This window comes from Nocardia blacklockiae (assembly GCF_015477355.1).
Lineage (GTDB): Bacteria > Actinomycetota > Actinomycetes > Mycobacteriales > Mycobacteriaceae > Nocardia > Nocardia blacklockiae.
Genome location: NZ_JADLRJ010000006.1, coordinates 157,004 through 178,575 on the forward strand (window position 1 = coordinate 157,004; position 21,572 = coordinate 178,575).

Annotated in this window: 18 protein-coding genes; 12 read left to right on the forward strand and 6 right to left on the reverse strand. The window is 69.8% G+C overall.

Annotated elements, in window-relative coordinates:
* Positions 1-6: 6 nt before the first annotated feature.
* The gene (locus IU476_RS20125) at positions 7-900 is read left to right on the forward strand and encodes a potassium-transporting ATPase subunit C (protein ID WP_195102313.1); all 894 of its coding nucleotides are present in this window, start codon (positions 7-9) and stop codon (positions 898-900) included.
* A 44-nt stretch (positions 901-944) separates the two neighbouring features.
* On the opposite strand, the gene IU476_RS20130 is transcribed toward IU476_RS20125, so the two are convergent.
* Positions 945-1,559 (reverse strand): TetR/AcrR family transcriptional regulator, encoded by a 615-nt coding sequence (locus IU476_RS20130; RefSeq protein WP_195102314.1) that lies wholly within the window; start codon positions 1,557-1,559, stop codon positions 945-947.
* A 151-nt stretch (positions 1,560-1,710) separates the two neighbouring features.
* Here IU476_RS20130 and IU476_RS20135 point away from each other — a divergent pair, with 151 nt between their 5' ends.
* Positions 1,711-2,208, forward strand: coding sequence for a nitroreductase family deazaflavin-dependent oxidoreductase (locus IU476_RS20135; RefSeq protein ID WP_195102315.1), 498 nt, complete (start codon positions 1,711-1,713; stop codon positions 2,206-2,208).
* A gap of 73 nt (positions 2,209-2,281) precedes the next feature.
* On the opposite strand, the gene IU476_RS20140 is transcribed toward IU476_RS20135, so the two are convergent.
* On the reverse strand, positions 2,282-3,628 hold the full coding sequence (locus tag IU476_RS20140; RefSeq protein WP_195102316.1) for an SCP2 sterol-binding domain-containing protein: 1,347 nt from the start codon (positions 3,626-3,628) through the stop codon (positions 2,282-2,284).
* A 258-nt stretch (positions 3,629-3,886) separates the two neighbouring features.
* Here IU476_RS20140 and IU476_RS20145 point away from each other — a divergent pair, with 258 nt between their 5' ends.
* On the forward strand, positions 3,887-5,212 hold the full coding sequence (locus IU476_RS20145) for a cytochrome P450 (RefSeq protein ID WP_195102317.1): 1,326 nt from the start codon (positions 3,887-3,889) through the stop codon (positions 5,210-5,212).
* A 6-nt stretch (positions 5,213-5,218) separates the two neighbouring features.
* Here IU476_RS20145 and IU476_RS20150 read toward each other — a convergent pair whose 3' ends face one another.
* Positions 5,219-6,448, reverse strand: a complete 1,230-nt coding sequence (locus IU476_RS20150; protein ID WP_195102318.1) for a L,D-transpeptidase — start codon at positions 6,446-6,448, stop codon at positions 5,219-5,221.
* Between the two features lie 231 nt (positions 6,449-6,679).
* Between IU476_RS20150 and IU476_RS20155 the strand changes: the two genes are divergently transcribed.
* From IU476_RS20155 to thpD, 6 genes are read left to right on the forward strand one after another with little or no spacing between them, the layout of a single operon-like run.
* Positions 6,680-7,402, forward strand: a complete 723-nt coding sequence (locus tag IU476_RS20155; RefSeq protein WP_195102319.1) for a response regulator transcription factor — start codon at positions 6,680-6,682, stop codon at positions 7,400-7,402.
* Positions 7,389-8,405, forward strand: coding sequence for a sensor histidine kinase (locus IU476_RS20160; protein ID WP_195102321.1), 1,017 nt, complete (start codon positions 7,389-7,391; stop codon positions 8,403-8,405). Before IU476_RS20155 ends, IU476_RS20160 begins: the two co-directional genes overlap by 14 nt.
* A gap of 51 nt (positions 8,406-8,456) precedes the next feature.
* On the forward strand, positions 8,457-9,080 hold the full coding sequence (ectA, locus tag IU476_RS20165) for a diaminobutyrate acetyltransferase (protein WP_267466516.1): 624 nt from the start codon (positions 8,457-8,459) through the stop codon (positions 9,078-9,080).
* A complete protein-coding gene (gene ectB, locus IU476_RS20170; RefSeq protein WP_195102322.1) occupies positions 9,077-10,339 on the forward strand; it encodes a diaminobutyrate--2-oxoglutarate transaminase in 1,263 nt (420 codons plus the stop codon). The genes ectA and ectB overlap by 4 nt, the downstream gene beginning before the upstream one ends.
* Before the next feature lie 3 nt (positions 10,340-10,342).
* Positions 10,343-10,735: an ectoine synthase gene (locus IU476_RS20175; protein WP_195102323.1), complete on the forward strand. Its 393-nt coding sequence runs from the start codon at positions 10,343-10,345 to the stop codon at positions 10,733-10,735.
* Positions 10,736-10,754: 19 nt separating this feature from the next.
* Positions 10,755-11,639 (forward strand): ectoine hydroxylase, encoded by an 885-nt coding sequence (gene thpD / locus IU476_RS20180; protein ID WP_195102324.1) that lies wholly within the window; start codon positions 10,755-10,757, stop codon positions 11,637-11,639.
* Positions 11,640-11,785: 146 nt separating this feature from the next.
* Here the strand turns inward: thpD and IU476_RS20185 are convergent, their stop codons facing one another.
* Together IU476_RS20185 and IU476_RS20190 are read right to left on the reverse strand one after the other, a co-directional pair.
* Complete coding sequence (locus IU476_RS20185) at positions 11,786-12,913, reverse strand: acyl-CoA dehydrogenase family protein (protein WP_195102325.1); 1,128 nt, start codon at positions 12,911-12,913, stop codon at positions 11,786-11,788.
* Between the two features lie 2 nt (positions 12,914-12,915).
* On the reverse strand, positions 12,916-14,145 hold the full coding sequence (locus IU476_RS20190; RefSeq protein WP_195102692.1) for an acyl-CoA dehydrogenase family protein: 1,230 nt from the start codon (positions 14,143-14,145) through the stop codon (positions 12,916-12,918).
* Positions 14,146-14,335: 190 nt separating this feature from the next.
* On the opposite strand from IU476_RS20190, the gene IU476_RS20195 reads away from it, so the two are divergent.
* The 3 genes from IU476_RS20195 to IU476_RS20205 all read left to right on the forward strand — a co-directional run bounded on the left by IU476_RS20195 (position 14,336) and on the right by IU476_RS20205 (position 20,626).
* Positions 14,336-14,773, forward strand: a complete 438-nt coding sequence (locus tag IU476_RS20195; RefSeq protein WP_195102326.1) for a DUF1707 SHOCT-like domain-containing protein — start codon at positions 14,336-14,338, stop codon at positions 14,771-14,773.
* A 58-nt stretch (positions 14,774-14,831) separates the two neighbouring features.
* Complete coding sequence (gene smc, locus IU476_RS20200) at positions 14,832-18,521, forward strand: chromosome segregation protein SMC (RefSeq protein ID WP_195102328.1); 3,690 nt, start codon at positions 14,832-14,834, stop codon at positions 18,519-18,521.
* A gap of 290 nt (positions 18,522-18,811) precedes the next feature.
* Positions 18,812-20,626 carry a serine protease gene (locus IU476_RS20205; RefSeq protein ID WP_195102329.1) on the forward strand — a complete coding sequence of 605 codons (1,815 nt, stop codon included), beginning with the start codon at positions 18,812-18,814 and terminating at the stop codon, positions 20,624-20,626.
* Here IU476_RS20205 and IU476_RS20210 read toward each other — a convergent pair.
* Positions 20,623-21,528, reverse strand: coding sequence for an NmrA family NAD(P)-binding protein (locus tag IU476_RS20210; protein WP_195102330.1), 906 nt, complete (start codon positions 21,526-21,528; stop codon positions 20,623-20,625). The two genes, IU476_RS20205 and IU476_RS20210, sit on opposite strands and share 4 nt — an antisense overlap.
* Positions 21,529-21,572: the final 44 nt, after the last annotated feature.

The window sequence follows — 21,572 nt, forward strand, 5'->3', positions numbered from 1 at the left end:
TTCTCGATGCGGAAGACCACCTGGATCCGCCAGCACCTGGCCGCCCTGCGGGCCCTGCTGGTCCTCACGGTGATCACCGGAATCGCTTATCCCGTCGCGGTTTTCGTGGTCGCGCAAGTACCGGGCCTGCACGATAAGGCGGAGGGCTCGCTGCTCGAGCGGGACGGCGGCATCGTCGGCTCGTCGCTCATCGGGCAGGCGTTCACCGACGGCAACGGCAACGCCCTGCCCCAGTACTTCCAGAGCCGCCCTTCGTCATCGGGCAAAGGCGACGGCTACGACCCCACCGCCACCAGCTTCACCAACCTCGGCCCCGAAAGCATCGTCGACACCCTCGCCGCCGACCCCGACGACGCGAAACAGAGCCTGTTGACCCAGGTCTGCGCGCGCAGCAAGGCGATCGGCGAACGCGAGGGCGTCGACGGTGCCCGCCCGTACTGCACACCCTCCGGCGTCGGCGCGGTCCTGGCGGTCTTCGGCCCCCGCGACGCGCAGGGCACGGTCCCCACCCCCAGCCGCGTAGTCAGCGTGAACGAACCCTGCCCCACCACCCCGTTCCTCACCACCTACCGAGGCGTCCACGTCGACTGCGCCACCCCCGGCGACGACTACACCCCCGCCCTCACCCTCCCTGTCCGCGGCAACGCCCCCGCCGACCCACCGGTCCCCCCGGACGCCGTAGTAACCTCCGCCTCCGGCCTCGACCCCGACATCTCCCCGTCCTACGCCACCCTCCAAATCCCCCGAATAGCCAAGTCCCGCAACATCCCCGAAGAAGAAGTCCACACCCTCGTCACCACCCACACCGCCAACCGCACCCTCGGCTTCCTCGGCGAGCCCCGAGTAAACGTCCTCGAACTGAACCTGGATCTGGACCGAAAGTACCCGGTCAAGGGATAGAACCGGGGCGTGCCGAGCCGCCCTCGCGATACGCGAGGGCGGCTTCACGTTGTGTTCAGGGGGTTTCGGGTGTGGAGGGCGGGGGCTATCCAGGTGGTGAGGTAGGTGCGGAGGGTGGGGCCTTGGCGTGGGGGGCGGCCGGGGTCGATGACGAAGGATTGGACTGTGCGGAGCATATGTTCTACCAGGCCGTCGAGGTCTGGTTCGGTGAGGCCGGCGGCGGACCAGTCGACGGGGAGGCGGCGGAGGATCGAGCGGCCGAAGGCCAGGGCCGTGTCGGAGGTGACGCCGGCGGAGGAGGCGCCGGGGCGGCCGGGGTTGAGGAGGAGGCCGAGGTATTTGTCGTGGGGGAGGCGTTCGAGGGTGTAGGCGATGCTTTCGACGACCGCGGTGGCGGGGTCGTGGATGGCGGCCAGGTGTTCGGCGAGGACGTCGAGGAAGTGGCCGGTGTGTGCGACGGCCGTCGCGGTCAGCAGGGCCTCGGCGCTGGGGAAGTAGCGGTACACGGTCTGGCGGGTGACGCCGAGATCGCGCGCGACCTCCGCGATCGTGAAGTCGCCGCCGGAACGATCGATCGCCGTGGTCGCCGCGGCCAGAATCCGGGCGATGGCCTCCTCGTCGTCGGCGGGGGCCGCCCCGGACCATCCATGCGTGCGCACCGCTCACCCCTTCGCCTGCACCGGTCACGGCAGACGCCTGTGCCGGTCACGGCAGACATTACCGCTCAGCGGTCGATGTCGCCGGAAACCCGACCATACACATGGAAGTAGCTGTATGGTCGGCTGCGACCTGCCCGGAGGAAGGGAGCCCATGACCGCCACGACGCCACCGCGCCCCAAACAACTCGATTCGCCGATCCTGCCGAAGATCTTCAAATACGCGGGCAGAGCACAGGTTTGGGTCTACCGCCGCACCGGCGGACGCATCGGCGGCAAGTGGCGCATCGGCGCCGGGTTCCGCAAGCCCGTGCCGACGCTGCTGCTGGAGCACCGCGGCCGCAAATCGGGCACTGTCTACACCGTGCCGCTGCTCTATATCGCCGACGGCGACGACATCGTCATCGTCGCGTCGCAGGGCGGGCTGGCCAAGCACCCGCAGTGGTACCGCAACCTGCGCGCCCATCCCGACACCCACATCCAGATCGGCCGCGACCGTCGTGCCGTGCACGCGGTGACGGCCGACCCGCAGCAGCGCGCCCGCCTGTGGCCGCTGCTGCTCGAGGCCTACGCCGATTTCGAGACCTACCAGGCCTGGACCGAACGGGAGATCCCGGTCGTCATCCTGCGGCCGGGCCACGCCACCGCCTGAGAGCCGCGATCCGGCCCGCGTCGGGATCCGTTCCGCGTGAGACGAACTCGCGGGGACGGGTATCGACCGACACCTACATCGGGAAGCAGCGGTTGAAAGCGAACATCAGTCGCGGTGACCCGTGCACCCGGATCCGCCCGAGCAGCAGCGCGCCGGGCAGCACCGACTTCTTGCCCAGCAGGCGCAGCCAGGTGCGGGAGTCCGCGGTGACCCGGAGATCGGGGTCGCCCTGGTGGCCGTCCGAAATCTCCAATGTCCGGTCCCGGATGGTGACGGTGATCCGGCGCTGCTCGGCCCCGGTGAAGGTGAAGTGGTAGGTGGCGTCCAGGCCGCGCGACCGTTCGCGCTGGAACAGCAGCGGCAGCCCGGCCACGAAGCGCCCGATGCTGGTGGGCCGCAGCCCGCGCCCGACCAGCTTGGTGCGTTTGGCCGGGAAGCGTTGCGCCACATACTGTTCGGCGTCCGAGCCGCGCACGACGAAGACGGTTTCCGCCTTGTTCTGCAACGGCCGCACCACCTGCTCGAGATGGTTCCGGCGGTTGTCGAGGTAGGTGCCGATCACGTCCTCGCCCGCGGGGCAGACCGACATGCAGTAGGCCGCTTTGTAATTCGCGCCGAACGACAGGCTCTGCCACATCGAGGCCGTCTCGTCGTCGCTGACCCGGGACCGGTAGTCCGCGGCATTGCGGCTTTCGGCGACCTGCTCCACCCACTCGCCGAAATTGCCCAGGAACTCGCGGTAGTTGTGGGTGTAGCAGGCGGAGAAGTCGAAGTAGCCGTCCGGGGAGATGGCCCCGGTCGGGCAGGCCGCCACGCACAGCTTGCACTCCAGGCAGGGATCGAAGGCGATCGGCCGGGAGTACTCGCTGACCTCGGCATCCATCAGGACGGTGCCGAGCAGCACGAAGTTGCCGTACTTCGGGTGAATCACGTTGCGGTGGATGCCCATCTTGCCCAGGCCCGCCGCCACGGCCACCGGTTTGTGCGAGACGACCCAGATCCGGTCCGGGAAGCGGTCCATCTCCATCGGGAACCCGACCGCCGGATTCACCGCCCGCACACCGCGCTCCTGCAGCACCGAGACGATGCGGCGCGCCACGTCGTTGGTGTCGTCGGCGCCGTGGTGGAACTCCAGATTCGCCACCGACCGCGCCGGGCTGCGGATGTTGTCGCGATTGAGCCGGCACACGAAGCTGAGCAGGGCGCGCGTGCCGGGCAGCGCGGCCTCGACCTCGGCGCGTTCCGCCGCCAGCTCCGGACGCTCGATCTCGACGAAGCCCACGTCGTCGGCCCCGGCCGCGCGGGCCACCTCGCGCAGCCAGTCCGCGTCCAGTGGTGCGGCCGGGCGGCCGGGCACGGTCGGGCGCTCGCGCACCCGCAGGACGGTGGGGTGCTCGTCGAGCTTCTTCCGTTCGACCATCCGGCAACACCTGTTCGTCGACCACCTGCGCGTGCGGCCGCATCGTATCCCGCACCGCCGCACCCGCATCGCGCTCTTCGCGAATCACGCGGGCCGACGGCGCATTTCGCCAAAGATACGTACCGGATGGTTGTGACCGTGTACACCTACATGACCGGCGGAGCCGATAGCGGAACGGAAACCGGGCGTCGGCCGGCAGTTCGCCCGCACTCCGCCGCAGGCTGTCCGACCGATGCCCCGGAGGCGACGGTGAATGCGATGACCAGGCGCGACACGGCACCGGGCCCGAAGCTGCCGATCGATATCCGGCGCTACCGCCGCGAGGCTGCCGGCCTGGCCCTCGGCCTGCACCGGCGGTACGGCGACATCGTCCGGTACCGGGTCGGGCCACAGCTGGTGCATTCGGTCGCCGCGCCGGAACTCGTCGGCGAGATCCTGCACGACCGCGACTCCTATCGGCGCGGCAAGGTCTACGGCGGGTTCGGCCTGTTCCTCGGCGACGGCATGCTCACTGCCGACGGCGAGAACTGGCGCGTCCGCCGCCGGGCCGGGCAGCCACACTTCCACACCGGCCGGCTGCACGAGGCGATCCCGGCGCTGACGGCCGCGGTGCGGTCCTCGCTCGCCCGCTGGGAGGCGCGCGCGGCCGCGGGCGAACCGGTCGACCTGGTGCCGGAGGTCATGCGCCTGACCCTCGACGCCGTGTGCCGCGCGCTGTTCGGCGCGGCACTCGACGAGCGGGCCGAGCGGCTGGTCGCGCACGGCCCCGCCGTGCTGTCGGCCATGTTCCCGGGCAGCCCGGAGCAGCTGCTGCCGTCGTGGCTGCCGACCCCGGTGCGCCGCCGATTGCGTACCGCGCAGGGCGTTTTCGACGCCGTGACCGAAGAGTTGCTCGAGCGGTACGCGCGGGACCCCTCCGGTTCCGCGCTGCTCGCCGAGCTGTTCACCGCGCGCCGCCGCGACACCGGCGCGGCACTGACCAGAGCGCAGATCGCCGAGGAAGCGCGGACCTACCTGTGGACCGGCTACGAGACCACCGGCTGCGGGCTGGCCTGGACGCTGTTCGAACTCGCCCGGCATCCGGACGTGCAGGAACGCGTCCGCGCCGAACTCGGCACGGTGCTCGGCGGGGAGGGTCCCAGCGCGGCGGACCTGCCCCGGCTGCGCTATCTGCGGCAGGTCGTCGAGGAGGCGCTGCGGCTGCATCCGCCGATTCCCAGCTTTCCCCGGGAACCGGTGCGCGCCTTGCGGATCGGCGGCTACCGCGTCGCGGCCGGGAGCACCGTCTTCCTGGCTTCGCAAGTGGTGCACCGTGATCCGCGCTACTGGCCCGACCCCGACTCCTTCGATCCCGGCCGCTTCGCCCCGGAGCGCCCGAAACCGCTGCCCTACACCTATTTTCCCTTCGGCGGCGGCCCCCGGCGCTGCATCGGCGCACCATTGGCCGAGCTGGAACTGATCGTGGCGGTCGCGCTGATCGCCCAGCGCTTCGGCCTCGCCGTCGCACCGGGTCAGCGCGTGGACGAGCACTTCCTGATCTCGCTGCGACCGCGACCCGGGGTGCTGCTCACACTGCGGCCGTGACCGGGATCAGTGCAGGGCGCTGCCCGCCAGCCACTCGTCCCACGGGATGGTCCAGTCGCCGTTGTCCCACGACTGGAGCGGCGGGCCGGTGGTGTTGCGCACCTCCACGACGTCACCCGGAATCGACCAGTTGAAGAACCATCTGGCGTTCTCGCCGTTGAGGTTCAGACAGCCGTGCGAGGTGTTCTGACTGCCCTGCGCCCACACCGTCGAGTCCAGCTGGTGCAGGTAGATGCCGTCGCTGCTGATCCGGGTGGCCCAGTTGATGCTCTCCTTGTAGCCCAGCCGCGAGTTCACCGGCAGGCCGTAGCTGGCGGAGTCCATGATCACCGGGTTGCCCTTGTCCATCACGGTGTAGATGCCGCGCGGGGTGTTGAAGTAGATGGTCTTGCTGCCCACCTGCTCGCTGCCGCCGCGCCCCATCGAGGTGGGCATGGTGCGGATCAGCTGTCCGTTCTCGAAAACCTGCACCTGATGGGTGTTGTCGTCGGCGATCGAGATGTGCGAAGGCCCGATGGTGAAGGTGGTCTTGGAGTCCTCCTGGCCGTACATCCCCGAGCCCAGTTCCTGGCCGTAGATGTTCGCCGCGACCGTCACCTTGGTGTTCGGCGCCCAGTACTGCTGCGGCCGCCAGTGCGCGTTGCGGTCGTCGAGCCAGTACCACGAGCCCTGCACCGGCGGGTCCGAGGTCACGCTGAGGCGCTTCTCGGCGGCCGCGCGGTCCGGGATCGACTCGTCGAAATGCGCGACGATGACGGTGCCGACGCCGAAGGTGCCGCCCTCGGTCAGCGGCTGCCCGCCCGTGGTGGTCAGGTACGCCTTGGTCTGGTTGCGCGGCGTCAAGGTCGAGAAGGAAGCCGTCAAGGGACCGCTGGGACCGGTGATGGTGACGCCCTGCGCGGTAACCTCGTAGGTATGGCCGTAACCGAGCGGTCCGGTCGGTTTCCAAGCCGTTTTGTCCGGTGTGAGAATCCCCTCCACCGGTTTGCCGTCCTCGTTGGTCATCGAGACCGACGTGAGAATGCCATCGGAGGTGGAGACCTCGATCTTGCCTAGCGGGTCGACATCCTCACTCCCGGCCGCCGGGGTCACCGAGAGCACCGGCGCCGCCGGCTTCGGTGTTGCCGGGCCCGGTTTCGATCCGGATCCCGACGAGGATGAGCACGCGGCCATCAGCATCGTCACCAGGGCGAAAACACCCAATGCGACACCGAATCGGCAGCGGCGACCTGACATGGTGTCTCCTGCGCTCGCCGTGCGCCTGCCGAGCGAGTCCCCCGCAGCGCACCATCGCCTTACTGTCTTGCCCGGCAGTTTACGGGGAGACCCGGTGCGGTGGCACATCGAGGTGTTGCCCCACGTTTACGAAACGGTCGTACGGGTACTCCAGTTACCGTTCTCTGTCCTCCGTAACCGTGCCGTCGCGGCACTGGGGCACCAGGCCGAGTATCTGTTAGGGAAGAAGCTATGAGCGCGAACCTGATGATCGTAGAAGACGACGACCGGGTCCGGAGCGCCCTGCGGCTGGCGATGGAGGATGAGGGCTACGACGTCGAGGAAGCCGAGGAAGCGGAGGACGCGCTCGAGCACCTGCGCGACAACGGCGCACCCGATGTGATGATCGTCGACCTGATGCTCGGGGAGATGGACGGCTTCACCTGTATTCGTGAGATCCGTCGCGATCACGACGTGCCGATCATAGTGGTCAGCGCCCGTGACGATACTCACGACGTGGTGGCCGCGCTGGAGGCCGGGGCCGACGATTTCGTCACCAAGCCGTTCGAGATCAAGGAGATCACCGCGCGCATGCGGGCGCTGCGCCGCCGCGCCCAGCAGTTCGCCGAGCCCGATCCGGAGCCCGCCGCCCCCGAGGAGATGGTGCTCGACGCCGACCCGGACGAGCCGCTGGTGCTGTCGGTCGACGGCGGCACGGTGCGCCGCGGCGACGAGGAACTGCACCTGACGCTCACCGAGTTCCGGCTGCTCTGCGAACTCGCCGAAATGCCGGGCCGGGTGCTCTCGCGCAGCGTGTTGCTCGAAAGAGTCTGGGACCGTGGCTTCTTCGGCGACGAGCGGATCGTGGACGTGCACGTGCGCCGGCTGCGCACCAAGATCGAGCGGGATCCCTCGGAGCCCAGCCTGGTGGTCACCGTACGAGGACTCGGTTATCGACTCGATGTCCAGCGCTGAGTCGCGGGGCCTGCGCGAACTCGGTCGCCGAAGTCTGCGCGGCCGAGCGATTTTCGCCTTCGCCGTAGCGTCCGGGCTGGTGTCGGGACTGCTGGTGCTCGTCGTCTCCGCACTGCCCGGCGGCCTGTGGGTGACCCTGCCCGTGTGCCTGCTCGGCGGGGCCGCGATGGGCGCGGGTTTCGGGCTGTGGCTCTCGCGCCGGCTGCTGGTGCCGCTGCGGCGGCTGACCCGCACGGCCGCGCGCATCGCCTCGGGCGAACTCGGCACCCGGCTCTCGGACACCGACGACCCCGATCTGGCGCCGACGGTCGACACCTTCAACACCATGGTCGATTCGTTGCAACGGCGTATCGATCGCGAGCGGCGGCTGGTCGGCGACGTGAGTCACGAACTGCGCACGCCGCTGACCACACTGACCACCAGCGTCGGCGTCATGTCCCGCTACGAGGACGAACTCCCGCAACGCTCGCGGCAGGCGCTGGTGCTGGTGCGCGCCGAACTGGAACACCTGCGCCGCCTGCTCGACGACCTGCTGGCGCTCGCCCGCGCGGAGGCTCGCATGCACCGCGCCGACGCCGAGCCGCTGTCGGTGCGCGAGTTGCTCACCCACACGCTGTCCGAACTGCGCTACCCGCCGGACCTGCTGACCGTCGCGGCCGACGCCACGGTGACCGGCCGCAAGCTGGAACTCGAACGGGCGCTGGTGAATCTGCTCGAGAACGCCGACCGTCACGGCGGCGGCGTCATGCAGGTCGGCGTCGATCGCGTGGGCGCGCAGGTGGTGATCACCGTCGACGACCACGGACCGGGCGTGGCTCCCCAGGACCGCGAACGCATCTTCGAACGTTTCGTGACGGTGCGCCGCGGCCGGCGCACGGTCGCGGGCACCGGCATCGGGCTGGCGCTCGTCGCCGAAACCGTTGCGGCGCACGGGGGAACGGTGGAGTGCACGGACCGGCCGGGAGGTGGGGCGCGCTTCGTCGTGCGGCTGCCGCGAACGTGACGAAATTCACGGATTATACGGATGTAACACAACCGTAAAGTTCTCGACCGGTTGGCCTCAAAGAACTTTGGCAATTCTGGAAGGGTGATAGAGACCCGAACACGGATTACTCCATTCGGTTCCCCTCCTCCCGAACCACGCGAAAGCGATCGGGATACCTCTGCGCCGGCGGTCATTCGCACGCCGCGGCTCGGTGACGGGGCGCCGATGTGGCGTATTGCCGTCGAATCCCAGGTGTTGGATGCCAATTCGAGCTACGCGTATCTGCTGTGGTGCCGAGATTTTCGGGCAACGTCCGTCGTCGCCGAAATAGGCTCGGAAATCGCCGGTTTCGTCACCGGATATCTCCGGCCCGAGGCGCCGGAGACGGTGTTCGTCTGGCAGGTCGCCGTCGACCCCGCCTTCCGCGGTCGCGGGCTGGGTGTGGCGATGCTGGAACACCTGGTCGACAACGTCGCCGAACACGGCGTGACCACGTTGGAGACCACCATCTCACCGGACAACGCGGCCTCGCGGACGATGTTCGCCTCGCTGGCGCGGCGCCGGGGAGCCGAGCTGACCCAGGAGTCGCTCTTCGAACCGCAAGATTTCCCGGACGGTCACGAATCGGAGGACCTGTACCGGATTGCGCCATTGCATTCTGTGGCGTTCACCACACGAAAGGATCATCGATGACCACCACTGAGATGACCGTTTTCGAATCGCTCGAATCCAATGTTCGTGGATACTGCCGATCTTGGCCCACACTGTTCGACACCGCCCAGGGATCCTGGATTCGCGACAGCAGCGGCCGGGACTATCTGGATTTCTTCGCCGGCGCCGGCGCGCTGAACTACGGGCACAACAATCCCGTGCTGAAACAGGCCCTCATCGATTACATCGCGGGTGACGGCATCACCCACGGCCTGGATATGTCGACCGTCGCCAAGCAGCATCTGCTGGAGACCATCGACAACGTGCTGCTGGGCCCGCGCGGCCTGGACTACAAGGTGCAGTTCCCCGGCCCGACCGGTGCGAACGCGGTCGAGGCGGCGCTGAAGCTGGCCCGCAAGGTCACCGGCCGCACCACGATTCTCAACTTCACCAACGCCTTTCACGGCATGACTCTGGGCGCGCTGTCGGTCACCGGCAACGCGGCCAAGCGCGCCGGCGCGGGAGTGCCGCTGGTGCACGTGAATCCGATGCCTTACGACGGCTATCTCGAAGACGGCGACGGCCTGGCCTGGATGGCCAAGGCGCTCGACGACAATTCCTCCGGCGTGGACAAGCCGGCCGCGGTGATCGTGGAGACCGTGCAGGGTGAGGGCGGTGTCAACGTGTCGCGGGCCGAGTGGCTCAAGAACCTGTCGGAGCTGTGCGCCGCGCGCGGCATCCTGCTGATCGTCGACGACGTGCAGATGGGCTGCGGCCGCACCGGCCCGTTCTTCTCCTTCGAGATCGCCGGCATCACCCCCGACATCGTCACGCTGTCGAAGTCGATCGGCGGCTACGGCATGCCGCTGGCGCTGGTGCTGATGCGCCGCGAGCTCGACCAGTGGGCGCCCGGCGAGCACAACGGCACCTTCCGCGGCAACAACCCGGCCTTCGTGACCGCGACCGCCGCGCTCGAGCACTTCTGGTCCGACGGCCGGCTCGAGGAGGCCACCGCGGCCAAGGGCGCGCGCATCCACAAGTCCTTCAGCGCGCTGTCGGACAACTACGAGGGCGTGTCCACCCGCGGCCGCGGGCTGGTGCACGGCTTGGTGTTCGACGAGCCCTCGGAGGCGAACAAGGTCAGCCGGATCGCCTTCGAGCAGGGGTTGCTGGTGGAGACCTCGGGCGCGCAGGATGAGGTCGTGAAGCTGCTCCCGCCGCTGACCATCACCGACGATGAACTCGACCACGGCCTGGGCATCCTGGGCAACGCGGTCGACATGGCCCGAGGAGGAAACTGACCCATGATCGTTCGCACCACGGAAGAGATCACCGGCACCGACCGCGACGTCGCGGATGCCGGGTGGCGCAGCAAGCGCATCGTGCTCGGCGGCGACAAGGTCGGCTTCTCCTTCCACGAGACCACGATTCAAGCGGGCACCGTGCACGAGTTCCATTACGCCAACCACGTCGAGGCGGTGTGGTTGATCGAGGGTGAGGCCACTCTCACCGATCTCACGAACGTTGTCAGCTACGAATTGGGGCCTGGCTCCATGTATCTGCTGAACGGACACGAACGGCATCGCATCGAGACACGCACGCAGATGCGCGCGTTGTGCGTGTTCAATCCGCCGGTCACGGGCCAGGAGGTGCACGACGAGAACGGCGTCTACCCGTTGGTCGCCGTTCCAGAGTAGGTAGGAGGACAACACCGCGATGACGTTGGCCGACAGTCGAATCGATCGTTACCGCACCCGCACCCTGACCGCGGTGCCGCCGATCGAACGCAGCGATCCGACCGTGTGGGGGCGGATCACGTCGCCGGAACTGGCGACTTTCGACGACGACGGGTACGCGATCATCGACCAGCTGCTGTCGCCGGAGGAGGTGGCCGATTACTCCTTCGAGATCGACCGCCTGGCAGCGGATCCCGAACTGCGCCTGGACGAACGGGTGATCATCGAGAAGAAGTCGAACCGGGTGCGGTCGATCTTCGAGGTGCACAAGATCAGCCAGGCGGTCGCGGATCTGATCCGGGACGAGCGTGTGGTCGGGCTCGCCCGCCAGGTGCTCGGTTCCGAGGTGTACATCCACCAGAGCCGGGTCAATTACATGCCGGGCTTCGAGGGCGCGGGGTTCTACTGGCACTCCGACTTCGAGACCTGGCATGCCGAGGACGGGATGCCGTCCCCGCGCGCGGTCAGCCTGTCGATCGCGTTGACCGAGAACTATCCGTTCAACGGCAGCCTGATGGTGATGCCGGGCTCTCACCGCACGTTCGTGCCGTGTCAGGGTGAGACGCCGGCCGATCACTACCGGGAGTCGTTGCGGGAGCAGCAGATCGGGGTGCCGTCGCATGCCGACATCACCGATCTGGCCAACAAGCACGGCATCGCGCAGTTCACCGGGGCGCGCGGGTCGGCGTTGCTGTTCGATTCGAACGTCATGCACGCGTCGGCCAACAACATCACGCCGTTCCCGCGCTCGAACATCTTCCTGGTGTTCAACAGCGTGGAGAACACCCTCGCGCCCGAGCCGTACGCGGCCCGGGAGATCCGGCCGACGTACATCGCGAGCCGGGACTACACCCCGGTGCGATAGCACGCCGCGCCGCGCAACGGGGCGCGGCGTGGAGTCGGGCCCGGCCGCCGAGCGAGCGCATCTTCAGGTGCGGCCGGACACCGAAAGACGAGGCGCCGCCCGCTTCCCTCGGAAGCGAGCGGCGCCTCGTCGGTGTCGCAGCCGGCTCAGGACTGGCGGGTGAGAGCCGCGTACCGGGCGATGTGGTGGTCGGCCGGACCCCACTCGTACTGCACCGCGGTGAGGCGCTTGAAGAAGTGGCCGATGGGCAGTTCCTCCGTCATGCCCATGGCGCCGTGCAACTGCACCGAGTGCTGGCCGAGGAAGCGCGCGGCGCGCGCCACGGTGGCCTTGGCGGCGGCCGCCGCGCGGGCCCGCTCACGCGGCTCGGCGGCCAGCTTCAAGGTGACGAGATACGTTGCGGCAACGGCCTGTTCGAGTTCCAGATGCATGTCGACCATGCGGTGCTGCAACACCTGGAAGCTGCCGATCGGCACGCCGAACTGCTGGCGCTGCTTGGCGTAGGCCACGGTGTCGGCCAGCACCTTGCGCATGCCGCCGACCGCCTCCGCCGCGATCGCGGCGATCGCCTCGTCCACCGCGAGGGCGAGCGAATCGTCCGCGCCCCCTTCGGTTCCCAGCAGCGCGTCCGCGGGCACCCGCACGCCCGCGAACTCCAGATCGGCGGCCCGGCGCTCGTCGATGGTCCGGTACGGGTGCTGGGTGAGCCCCGCCGCGCCGGCCTCGACCACGAACAGCGACAGGCCCGGCGCGTCGGAGGTGCGGGCGGTGACCAGCAGGTGCGTCGCCAGCGGGGCGCTCGTCACGACCGTCTTCGCGCCGTCGAGCACCCAGTCGTCGCCGTCGCGCCGCGCGGTCGTCGACACCTTGCGCACGTCGTAGCCGGACTCGGCCTCCAGCGCCGCGAACGCCGTGACGACCGCGCCGGACACGATGCCGCGCAACAGTTCCGCGGCGCGCTCGCCGCCGGCGCGGCGCAGCAGGCCGCCGCCCAGCACGACGGTGTCCACGTACGGCTCGACGACCAGGGCGCCGCCCAGCGCCTCGGCGATGAGCATGGTCTCGACCGCGCCGCCGCCGAAGCCGCCCACCTCCTCGGGCAGGCTGGCGCCGAGGATGCCGACCTCCTCGGCGAAGGCGCGCCAGATCTCCGGCTGCCAGCCGGCGCCCAGGCGGGCGGCCGCGCGGCTCTTCTCGAGGTCGTAGCGGGCGGCCAGGAAGTCGGTGACCGTATCGCGGAGCAGTTGCTGTTCGGCGGTGAATTCGAAGTCCATGTCTACAGTCCCAGGGTTGCCTTGGCGATGATGTTGCGCTGAATCTCGTTGCTGCCGGCGTAGATCGAGCCGGCGCGGTCGTTGAAGTAGCGCTGCGGCGCCACCGCCTGCCACTCCGCCCCGCTCAGATATCCGTCGGCGGGCGCGGTGTAGTCGGCCACCGGACCGCCGGGCATGGTGCCGTGCGGCTGGTAGACCCGGCCGCGCGGGCCCGCGGCGGTCAGGGCGAGTTCGGTGAGCTGCTGGCTCAGTTCGGTGCCGAGGATCTTCAGGGTCGAGGCCGCGGGACCCGGGTTCCTGCCCCGCGAGATCGCCGACACCGTCCGATATTCCAGGATCTCGAGCACGTCGGCGCGGATGCGGATGTCGGCGAGGCGGGCCGCGAAGGCCGGATCGTCCAGCAGCGCACCGCCGTCCGGGCCCGGCTGCGTCGCCGCCTGCTCGGCCAGCGACTCCGCCATCACCTGGAGCATGGGGCCCAGCGCGCCGCCGCGTTCGAAGTTCAGCAGGTACTTGGCGACGGTCCAGCCGTCGTCGACGCGGCCCAGCACGTTCTTCTTGGGCACCCGGACCTGGTCGAAGAAGACCTGGTTCTGGACCTGCTCGCCGGAGGTCATCACCAGCGGGCGCACCTGGATGCCGGGGGAGTCCATCGGGATCAGCACGAACGTGATGCCCTGCTGCTTGCGGGCCAGCTTCGAGGTGCGGACCAGGCAGAAGATCCAGTTCGCCTCGGTGGCGTGGGTGGTCCAGATCTTGGAGCCGGTGCACACCAGGTCGTCGCCGTCGTCGACGGCGGCCATGGTCAGCGACGCCAGGTCCGAGCCGGCCTCGGGTTCGGAGTAGCCCTGGCAGAAGAACACCTCGCCGGTGAGGATGCGGGGCAGGAAGTAGGACTTCTGCTCCTCGGTGCCGAAGGCGATGATCGCGTGCGACACCATCCGGATCCCCATGGGCGACAACGGCGGCGCGCCGGCCAGCATCGACTCGCGGTCGAAGATGTAGTGCTGGGTCAGGCTCCAGTCGCAGCCGCCGTACTCCACCGGCCAGGCCGGCGCCGCCCAGCCGCGCGCGTGCAGGATGCGCTGCCACCGCATGCTGGCCTCGTGATCCGGGTAGACGCTCGTGGCGAGTTGCCCGGCGCGCCGGAGGTCGGGTGTCAGGTTCTCGTCGAAAAACCGCCGTACCTCGTCGCGAAACGCCCGATCGGTGGGCGACCAGTCCAGATCCACGAAGAACTCCTTGTCCGATAAACGGAGCTTCACCTTCTCATTTACTCGCACTCGAGCGCAAATGGTCGTTAACTTAATGGCTTCGTCGGCGGCCCGGAGGCGTCTCGGGCTTGACATTCCATTGTGGAGGTAGCATCCTGAGATTACGTTCCACTTTGGAATATCGACTCTCCTCGATAGGACCACGGCCATGGACATCGCGACCGGCACCCGCGCCTCCGACGCCGAGCGCCAGCAGGTGATCGACCTGCTGTCCCGGCACCTGAGCGACGGACGCCTGGACCTCGCCGAATACGACCAGCGGGTGGCGCGGGTCTACGCCACCACCACGCGCGACGACCTGCAGCTGGTGCTGTCGGACCTGCCGAAGCCGGCGCGGCAGCGGCCCGCGGCGCCCGCGCGGCGGCCCGCCCGGCTGCCGATCTGGCAGCGCATCGAGGGCGGCGCGTGGCTGGGTGTGAGCGTGCTGTGCCTGGTCATCTGGGGCCTGATCTCGGTCGGCACGGGCGAATTCACCTACCCCTGGCCGGTCTGGGTGATCGGGCCGTGGGGCGCCGTGCTGGTGTTCCGCGTCCTCACGGGGTGGGAGTCGCGCGGCTGCGCCCGGGTGGGTGCGGGACCGTCCTGACGACTCGGGACCCGGCATACGCGGAGCTACCCTCGGTCAGCGGGTAGATTGGCCTGCTGTGCACCTGAAGAGTCTGACGCTGAAGGGATTCAAATCCTTCGCGTCCGCGACGACCCTGCGCTTGGAGCCGGGCATCACCTGTGTGGTGGGGCCGAACGGCTCGGGCAAGTCGAACGTCGTCGACGCGCTCACCTGGGTGATGGGTGAGCAGGGCGCGAAGGCGCTGCGGGGCGGCAAGATGCAGGACGTCATCTTCGCGGGCACCGCCGGCCGGGCGCCGCTGGGCCGCGCCGAGGTCACCCTGACCATCGACAACTCCGACGGCGCGCTGCCCATCGACTACTCCGAGGTGTCGATCACCCGCCGCATGTTCCGCGACGGCGCCGGCGAGTACGAGATCAACGGAAACTCCTGCCGCCTGATGGACGTGCAGGAACTGTTGTCGGACTCCGGCATCGGCCGCGAGATGCACGTCATCGTCGGGCAGGGGCAGCTCTCGGCGATCCTGGAATCGCGCCCGGAGGACCGTCGCGCCTTCATCGAGGAGGCGGCCGGTGTCCTCAAGCACCGCAAGCGCAAGGAGAAGGCGGTCCGCAAGCTGGAGGCCATGCAGGCCAACCTGGCGCGCCTGACCGACCTCACCACCGAGCTGCGCCGCCAGCTCAAGCCGCTGGGCCGCCAGGCCGAGGTGGCGCGCCGTGCGGCCACGGTGCAATCCGAACTCCGCGACGCGAAACTGCGCCTGGCCGCCGACGATCTGGTGACCCGCCGGAACGAGCTGGCCAGCCAGCAGAGCAAGGAGTCCTACGCGCGCGAGCAGCAGATCAACGTGCAGGCCGAACTGGATGCCGCCAATGCCGCACTGGCGCAACAGGAATTCGAGCTGTCCCGGCTGACGCCGGGCGCCGAGGCCGCCGCGCAGACCTGGTTCCAGCTCTCGGCGCTGGTGGAACGCGTCAACGCCACTATCCGCATCGCGCGCGACCGGGCCCGCAACCTGACCATCGAGCAGCCCACCGGCACCGGCCGCGACCCCGAGCAGCTGGAGGCCGAGGCGGCGCGCGTCGAGGCCGAGGAGGCCGAACTCCTGGCGGCCGTCGAGATGGCGGCCGAGACCCTCGAGGCCGCCCGCGACCAGCTGCACGAGCGCGAGCAGGCGGCGAAGGCCGCCGAGCAGGCGCACCTGGCCGCCGTGCGCGCCATCGCCGACCGCCGCGAGGGTTTGGCCCGGCTGTCCGGTCAGGTCGACAATCTGCGCACCCGCGCGCAGTCCGCCGACACCGAGATCACCCGGCTGTCCACGGCGCTGGCCGAGGCGCGGCAGCGCGGGGCCGACGCCGAGGCCGAATTCGAGTCCGTGCAAGCCGAATTGAGCGAACTCGACGCGGGCGAGGAGAGCCTGGACGCCGCCTACGAGCACGCCGCGCAGGCCCTGGAACTGGCCGAACGGCGCGTCGCGGAACTGCGCGAATCCGATCGCGAGGCCGGGAAGAAGGTGGCCTCGCTGACCGCCCGCATCGAGGCGCTCACCATGGGCCTGTCCCGCAAGGACGGCGGCGCGTGGCTGCTCGAACACCGCGCCGAGGGCCTGCTGGGCCCGCTGTCCGGCCTGCTGCGCGTGCACAGCGGCTACGAGGCCGCCGTCGCCGCCGCCCTGGGCCCCATGGCCGACGCCCTCGCCGCCGAGAACGGCACCACCGCCCACGCCGCCCTGACCGCCCTGAAGGAGGCCGACGGCGGCCGCGTGGCGCTCGTATTCGGCAGCGGCGGTGCACAATCCGGCCGCGGCGGCGCGGCGGCGGCCGGTGGTGCGCCGGTGCCGGAGGCCGGTGCCGCGGGTACGGGGAGTGCTACGCCCCGCGCGGAGCGGCCCGGGTTGCCGGGTCGGGCGCGGTGGCTTGCTGATGTCGTTGATTGCCCGGCGGAGATGCGGGGGGCCGTGGATGCGTTGACGGCCGGTACCGTGGTGGTAGACGATCTCGCTGCTGCAGCGGAAGTGCTTGCGGCGCAGGGGGATGTGCGGATCGTGACGCGCGAGGGCGATCTCACCGGGTCCGGGTGGTTGCTCGGCGGGTCGGATCGGGCGCCGAGCAGCCTGGAGATTCAGGCCGACATCGACGCCGCGCGTGCGGAATTGGAGTCCTGGCAGCGGCACGCCGAGGAGTTCGAGGCCGCGCTGTCGGGGGCCGAGGCCGAGCAGACCGACCGCAAGCAGGCCGCCGACCAGGCGCTGCTGGCGCTGCACGAGTCCGACCAGGCGCTGGTGTCGATCTACGACCGGCTGGGCCGGCTCGGCCAGACCGCGCGCAGCGCCCAGGCCGAATGCGACCGCCTGCAGGACCAGCGCGCCGACGCCGAGACCGCCCGCGAGGAGAACCTGCGGAAACTCGCCGAGCTGGAGGACCGGCTGCGGCACGCGGAATCCGAACACTCCGAATCGGATTCGGACGCCGACGCGGGTACCGAGACCGCCGGTTACGCGCGCGAGGAGGCCGCGGCCGCCCTCGCCGAGGCGCGCTCGATGGAGGTCGAGGCCCGGCTGGCGGTGCGCACCGCCGAAGAACGCGCGGAATCGGTACGCGGCAAAGCGGATTCGCTGCGCCGGGCCGCCCGCGCCGAGCGCGAGTCCCGCGCCCGCGCCGAACGCGCCCAGGCCGCCCGCCGCCGCGCCGCGGAGGTCGCCGCCGTGGTCGCCGAATCCGCCGAGCGCGTCGCCGCGGAGCTGGAAACCGTTGTCGCCGAAGCCGCTTCGCGTCGCGACGAACTGGTGCGCCGCCGCACCGACTGCGCCGCCCAGGTCGACCAGACCAAGGAGCGGGTGCGCGCGCTCACCACCCAGCTGACCCAGCTGACCGACGCCGTGCACCGCGACGAGGTGGCCCGCGCCGAGGCGGCGCTGCGTATCGAACAGCTCGAGCAGACCATCTCCGAGCAGTTCGGCATCGCGCTGGACGACCTGATCGCCGAGTACGGCCCGGACGTCCCGATGCCGCCGACCTCGCTGGAGATCCAGGAGTACGAGCAGGCCAAGGAGCGCGGCGAACAGGTCAGCCCGCCGCAGCCGATGCCCTACGACCGCGCCACCCAGCAGCGTCGCGCCAAGCGCGCCGAGAAGGACCTCACCACTCTCGGCAAGGTCAATCCGCTGGCGCTGGAGGAGTTCGCGGCCCTCGAGGAGCGCTACAACTTCCTGTCCACCCAGCTCGAGGACGTCAAGAAAGCGCGCCAGGACCTCCTCGACGTGGTCGCCGAGGTGGACGCGCGGATCCTGCAGGTGTTCACCGAGGCGTGGGAGGACGTCGAGCAGGAATTCGTCGGCGTGTTCGCGAAGCTGTTCCCGGGCGGCGAGGGCCGGCTGCTGCTGACCGACCCCACCGACATGCTGACCACCGGCATCGAGGTGGAGGCCCGCCCGCCGGGCAAGAAGGTCAAGCGGCTGTCGCTGCTGTCCGGCGGCGAGAAGTCGCTGACCGCGGTCGCGCTGCTGGTCTCGATCTTCCGTGCCCGCCCGTCCCCGTTCTACGTGATGGACGAGGTCGAGGCGGCGCTCGACGACACCAACCTGCGCCGCCTCATCGGCCTGTTCGAGCAGCTGCGGGAGAAGTCGCAGCTGATCGTCATCACCCACCAGAAGCCGACCATGGAGATCGCCGACGCCCTCTACGGCGTGAGTATGCGTGGCGACGGCATCACCCAGGTCATCTCGCAGCGGCTGCGCGGGGAGAATCTGGTCGGCGCGTCGACCTAGCGGGAACTCGGCACCACCTGAACCGGGGTGGCGCATACCCCGTGGGTAGGAACATCACCACCTAGGGTGCGTACCGGCCGGGCCGGTTCGCTGTGACCATAAGTGGGCCGGTCGACACCGATCCCCGGGAACGACTGCACCGCAACGGTGTCCGATGAGCAGGGGACCACCCGGTACGTGCCGGGGTGTCATCGATCGGCCGACGGATCAACCGCCGTGGCCCAGGACGCGCATCCGGCCGCAGCGGTTCGATCGTCGGGATTCTGCATCGAACCCCTTGGAGGATACCCATGTCCAGATCTCGGTCATGGTCGACGATCGCCGCCGTCTCGGCGCTGACGCTGCTGACGGTCGGCTTCGGCGCCGGCTGTGCCAGTGACACCGGAACCGCGCCCGCGGACCTGCACCCGCCCAATCAGATGGAGAAGGCCGCCGCGTTGATCCGGCCCGCCATCGCGGCCATCGACATGCATGTCAGCGGTTACGTGCTCGACGAACTCGGCAACGTGTTCAACGACGGGAAGCCGTACGAGATCGACGGCACCTGCACCGGCTTCGTGGTCAATCCCGACGGGTACATCGCCACGGCCGGGCACTGTGTCGACATCGGGCCGGGCTCGGAGTCCTTCCGCGACAACTACGTTCAGATGGCCGCCCTGGAGGCGCACGAACGCCGCCCGCAGGTGAGCGCCGAGGACTTCTACGCGTTCGGCTCGAAGAACTGGGCCGTGGAGGGCGACAGCAAGGGGTCGCCGCTGGATCTGAAGGTGGCGGTGCAGGTCGGCGGGGGCAAGACCGATCCGCTGCCCGCCCGCGTGGTCGACTACCGCGCCCTCGGACAGGGCGACGTGGCCCTGCTGAAGGTGGAGGCGCACGCCCTCGCGGCGGCCGAACTCGCCACCGACGCCGATGTGCGGATCGGTGACCAGGTGCTGGCCGTCGGCTACCCGGCGAGCACCGACCTGGTCACCGACCGATCCGCCGAGCCGTCGAACAAGGAGGGCGCGGTCAGCTCGAAGAAGACGTCGGGGAGCGTGCCGGTCTACGAGATCAGCGCCGCGGTGTCGCCCGGGATGAGCGGCGGGCCCACCGTGGGCAGCGACGGCCGGGTGGTCGGGGTGAACAGCTTCCTCATCCGCGGCGAGTCGCAGCCGTTCAACTTCATCGCCCCGGCGGCCGGATTGACGGAACTGTTGAAGCGCAACGGAGTTCAGCCCGCGCTCGCTCCCGTCGACACCACCTACCGCGACGGGCTGAGCGCGTTCTACGCCGGCCGGTACACGACGGCGATCAGCGACTTCGACAAGGTGCTCGCGCTGTCGCCGGGGCACGCGAAGGCAGGTGAGATGAAGACCTCCGCGGCTCAGATGCGCGACAAGTTCGGCGACTGGGGCAGCCCGTCCACCGACTACAAGCGCTGGTACGTGATCGGCGGCAGTGCCGCGGCCGCCGTGCTGGCGGCGGCGGGACTGGTACTGCTGGTGCTGCGCAGGCGGCGTCGGGGCACCGTGGCGCTCGCCGCCCCGCCGGCCACCAACCCGGACCTCCGGTTCGAGTCGGCCGGTCCGGGTGGCGCGGCGGGGACTCCGGGCTCGCAGTACGGGGCGGGTCCGGGTGCACCGGGGAATCCGGACCCGCAGTACGGTCCGCCGAATTACGGTGCCCAGACGCCGAATCCGGCAGGTGCGCGGTACGGCGCTGCGACGTTGAATCCGGGAGGTGCGCAGTCCGCGTCGCCGGGCCATGGTGCTGCCACCCTGGATCCGGCCGGTGCGCGGTCCGCGTCGGTTCAGGGTGCGGACTCGGATTCGGCAGGTGCGCGGTTCGTGCCGTCGCCTTACGGCTTCACGGACCCGAAACCGGCTGTGGCGGAGTCGGAGTGGTCGGCGGCCGGTTCCGCGGGACCGGTATCGACCGTCGCGCAGTCGGAGTCGGCGGGCCCCGATGCCGCTGCGTCGAGTCCTGCTGGGGCGCAGACGGTCCCGTCGGAGGGCGGGACCGCCGGTCAGCCGCTGTCGAGTGCGGGGCACGCCTTCTGCGGGAGCTGCGGCACCAGGGCCGAGGCCGGGCAGAAGTTCTGCCGGACCTGCGGGCAGGCGCTCTAGGCGGCGCCGTCGAGCAGCGACTTCAGCTGGGCCGCACCGGTTTCCGCGAGCCAGTCGTCGAAGGTGCGGAGGCCGGGATGGATCACCCGCAGCGCGTGCAGGTCGGCGTGCCAGCCGGAGCCGCCGTCGGCGACGCGCCGAGCGACCGAGGCGATCGGTTCGCCCAGCGCGTCGGCCTCCGCCTCGCTGAGCTGGTGGTACCGGACGGGAATGCCGGTGGCCGCGGTGATCCGGGCCGCGGCGGCCACCGGCGTCAGCGCGTCGCCCGCCAGCTCGAGGGTCCGGCCGTGGAAGCGCTCCGGCTCGGCGAAGGCCCGTGCCGCGAGGACGCCGATGTCGTCGACGGCGATCATCTGGACCGGGTGGTCCGGCGGGAACAGGTGCCGGTGCACGCCGCCGGTGATCCCGTCGATCGGCGTGCCCTGCGCGAGGTAGTTCTCCATGAACCGCACCGGCCGCAACAGGGTGTAGCGCATCCCGCCCGCGCGCACCGCGTCCTCGATCGCCTGCTTCCCGGCCGCGACCCGCTCGCCGTCACCGTCGAAGGAGGCGATGCCGGTGAAGACGAAGTGGTCGACCTCGGCGTCGCGGGCCGCCTCGACCAGGGCCACGCCGCGCCGGGCCTCGCGGTCCTTGTCGTCGTTCGTCGGGTCGAAGGGATTCGGCGGAACGGCGAAGACGCCGCGCACACTCGTGACGGCCGCGCGCAGCGTGCCGGGCTCGTCGAAATCGCCGAGCGCGAGTTCCGCACCGGCCGCCGCCAACGCGCGGGCCGCGGGCGTCGTCGTGTCCCGGACCAGCGCGCGGACCGGGCGGCCCGCGGCGAGCAGGTGGCGCACCGTCGCGCCGCCCTGCTTGCCCGTCGCACCGGTGACGAGAATGGGTTCGTTTCGTTCGGACATGGCGTTCCCTTCGGTAGAATCCGGGTTGCTCGACCCGTATTCGG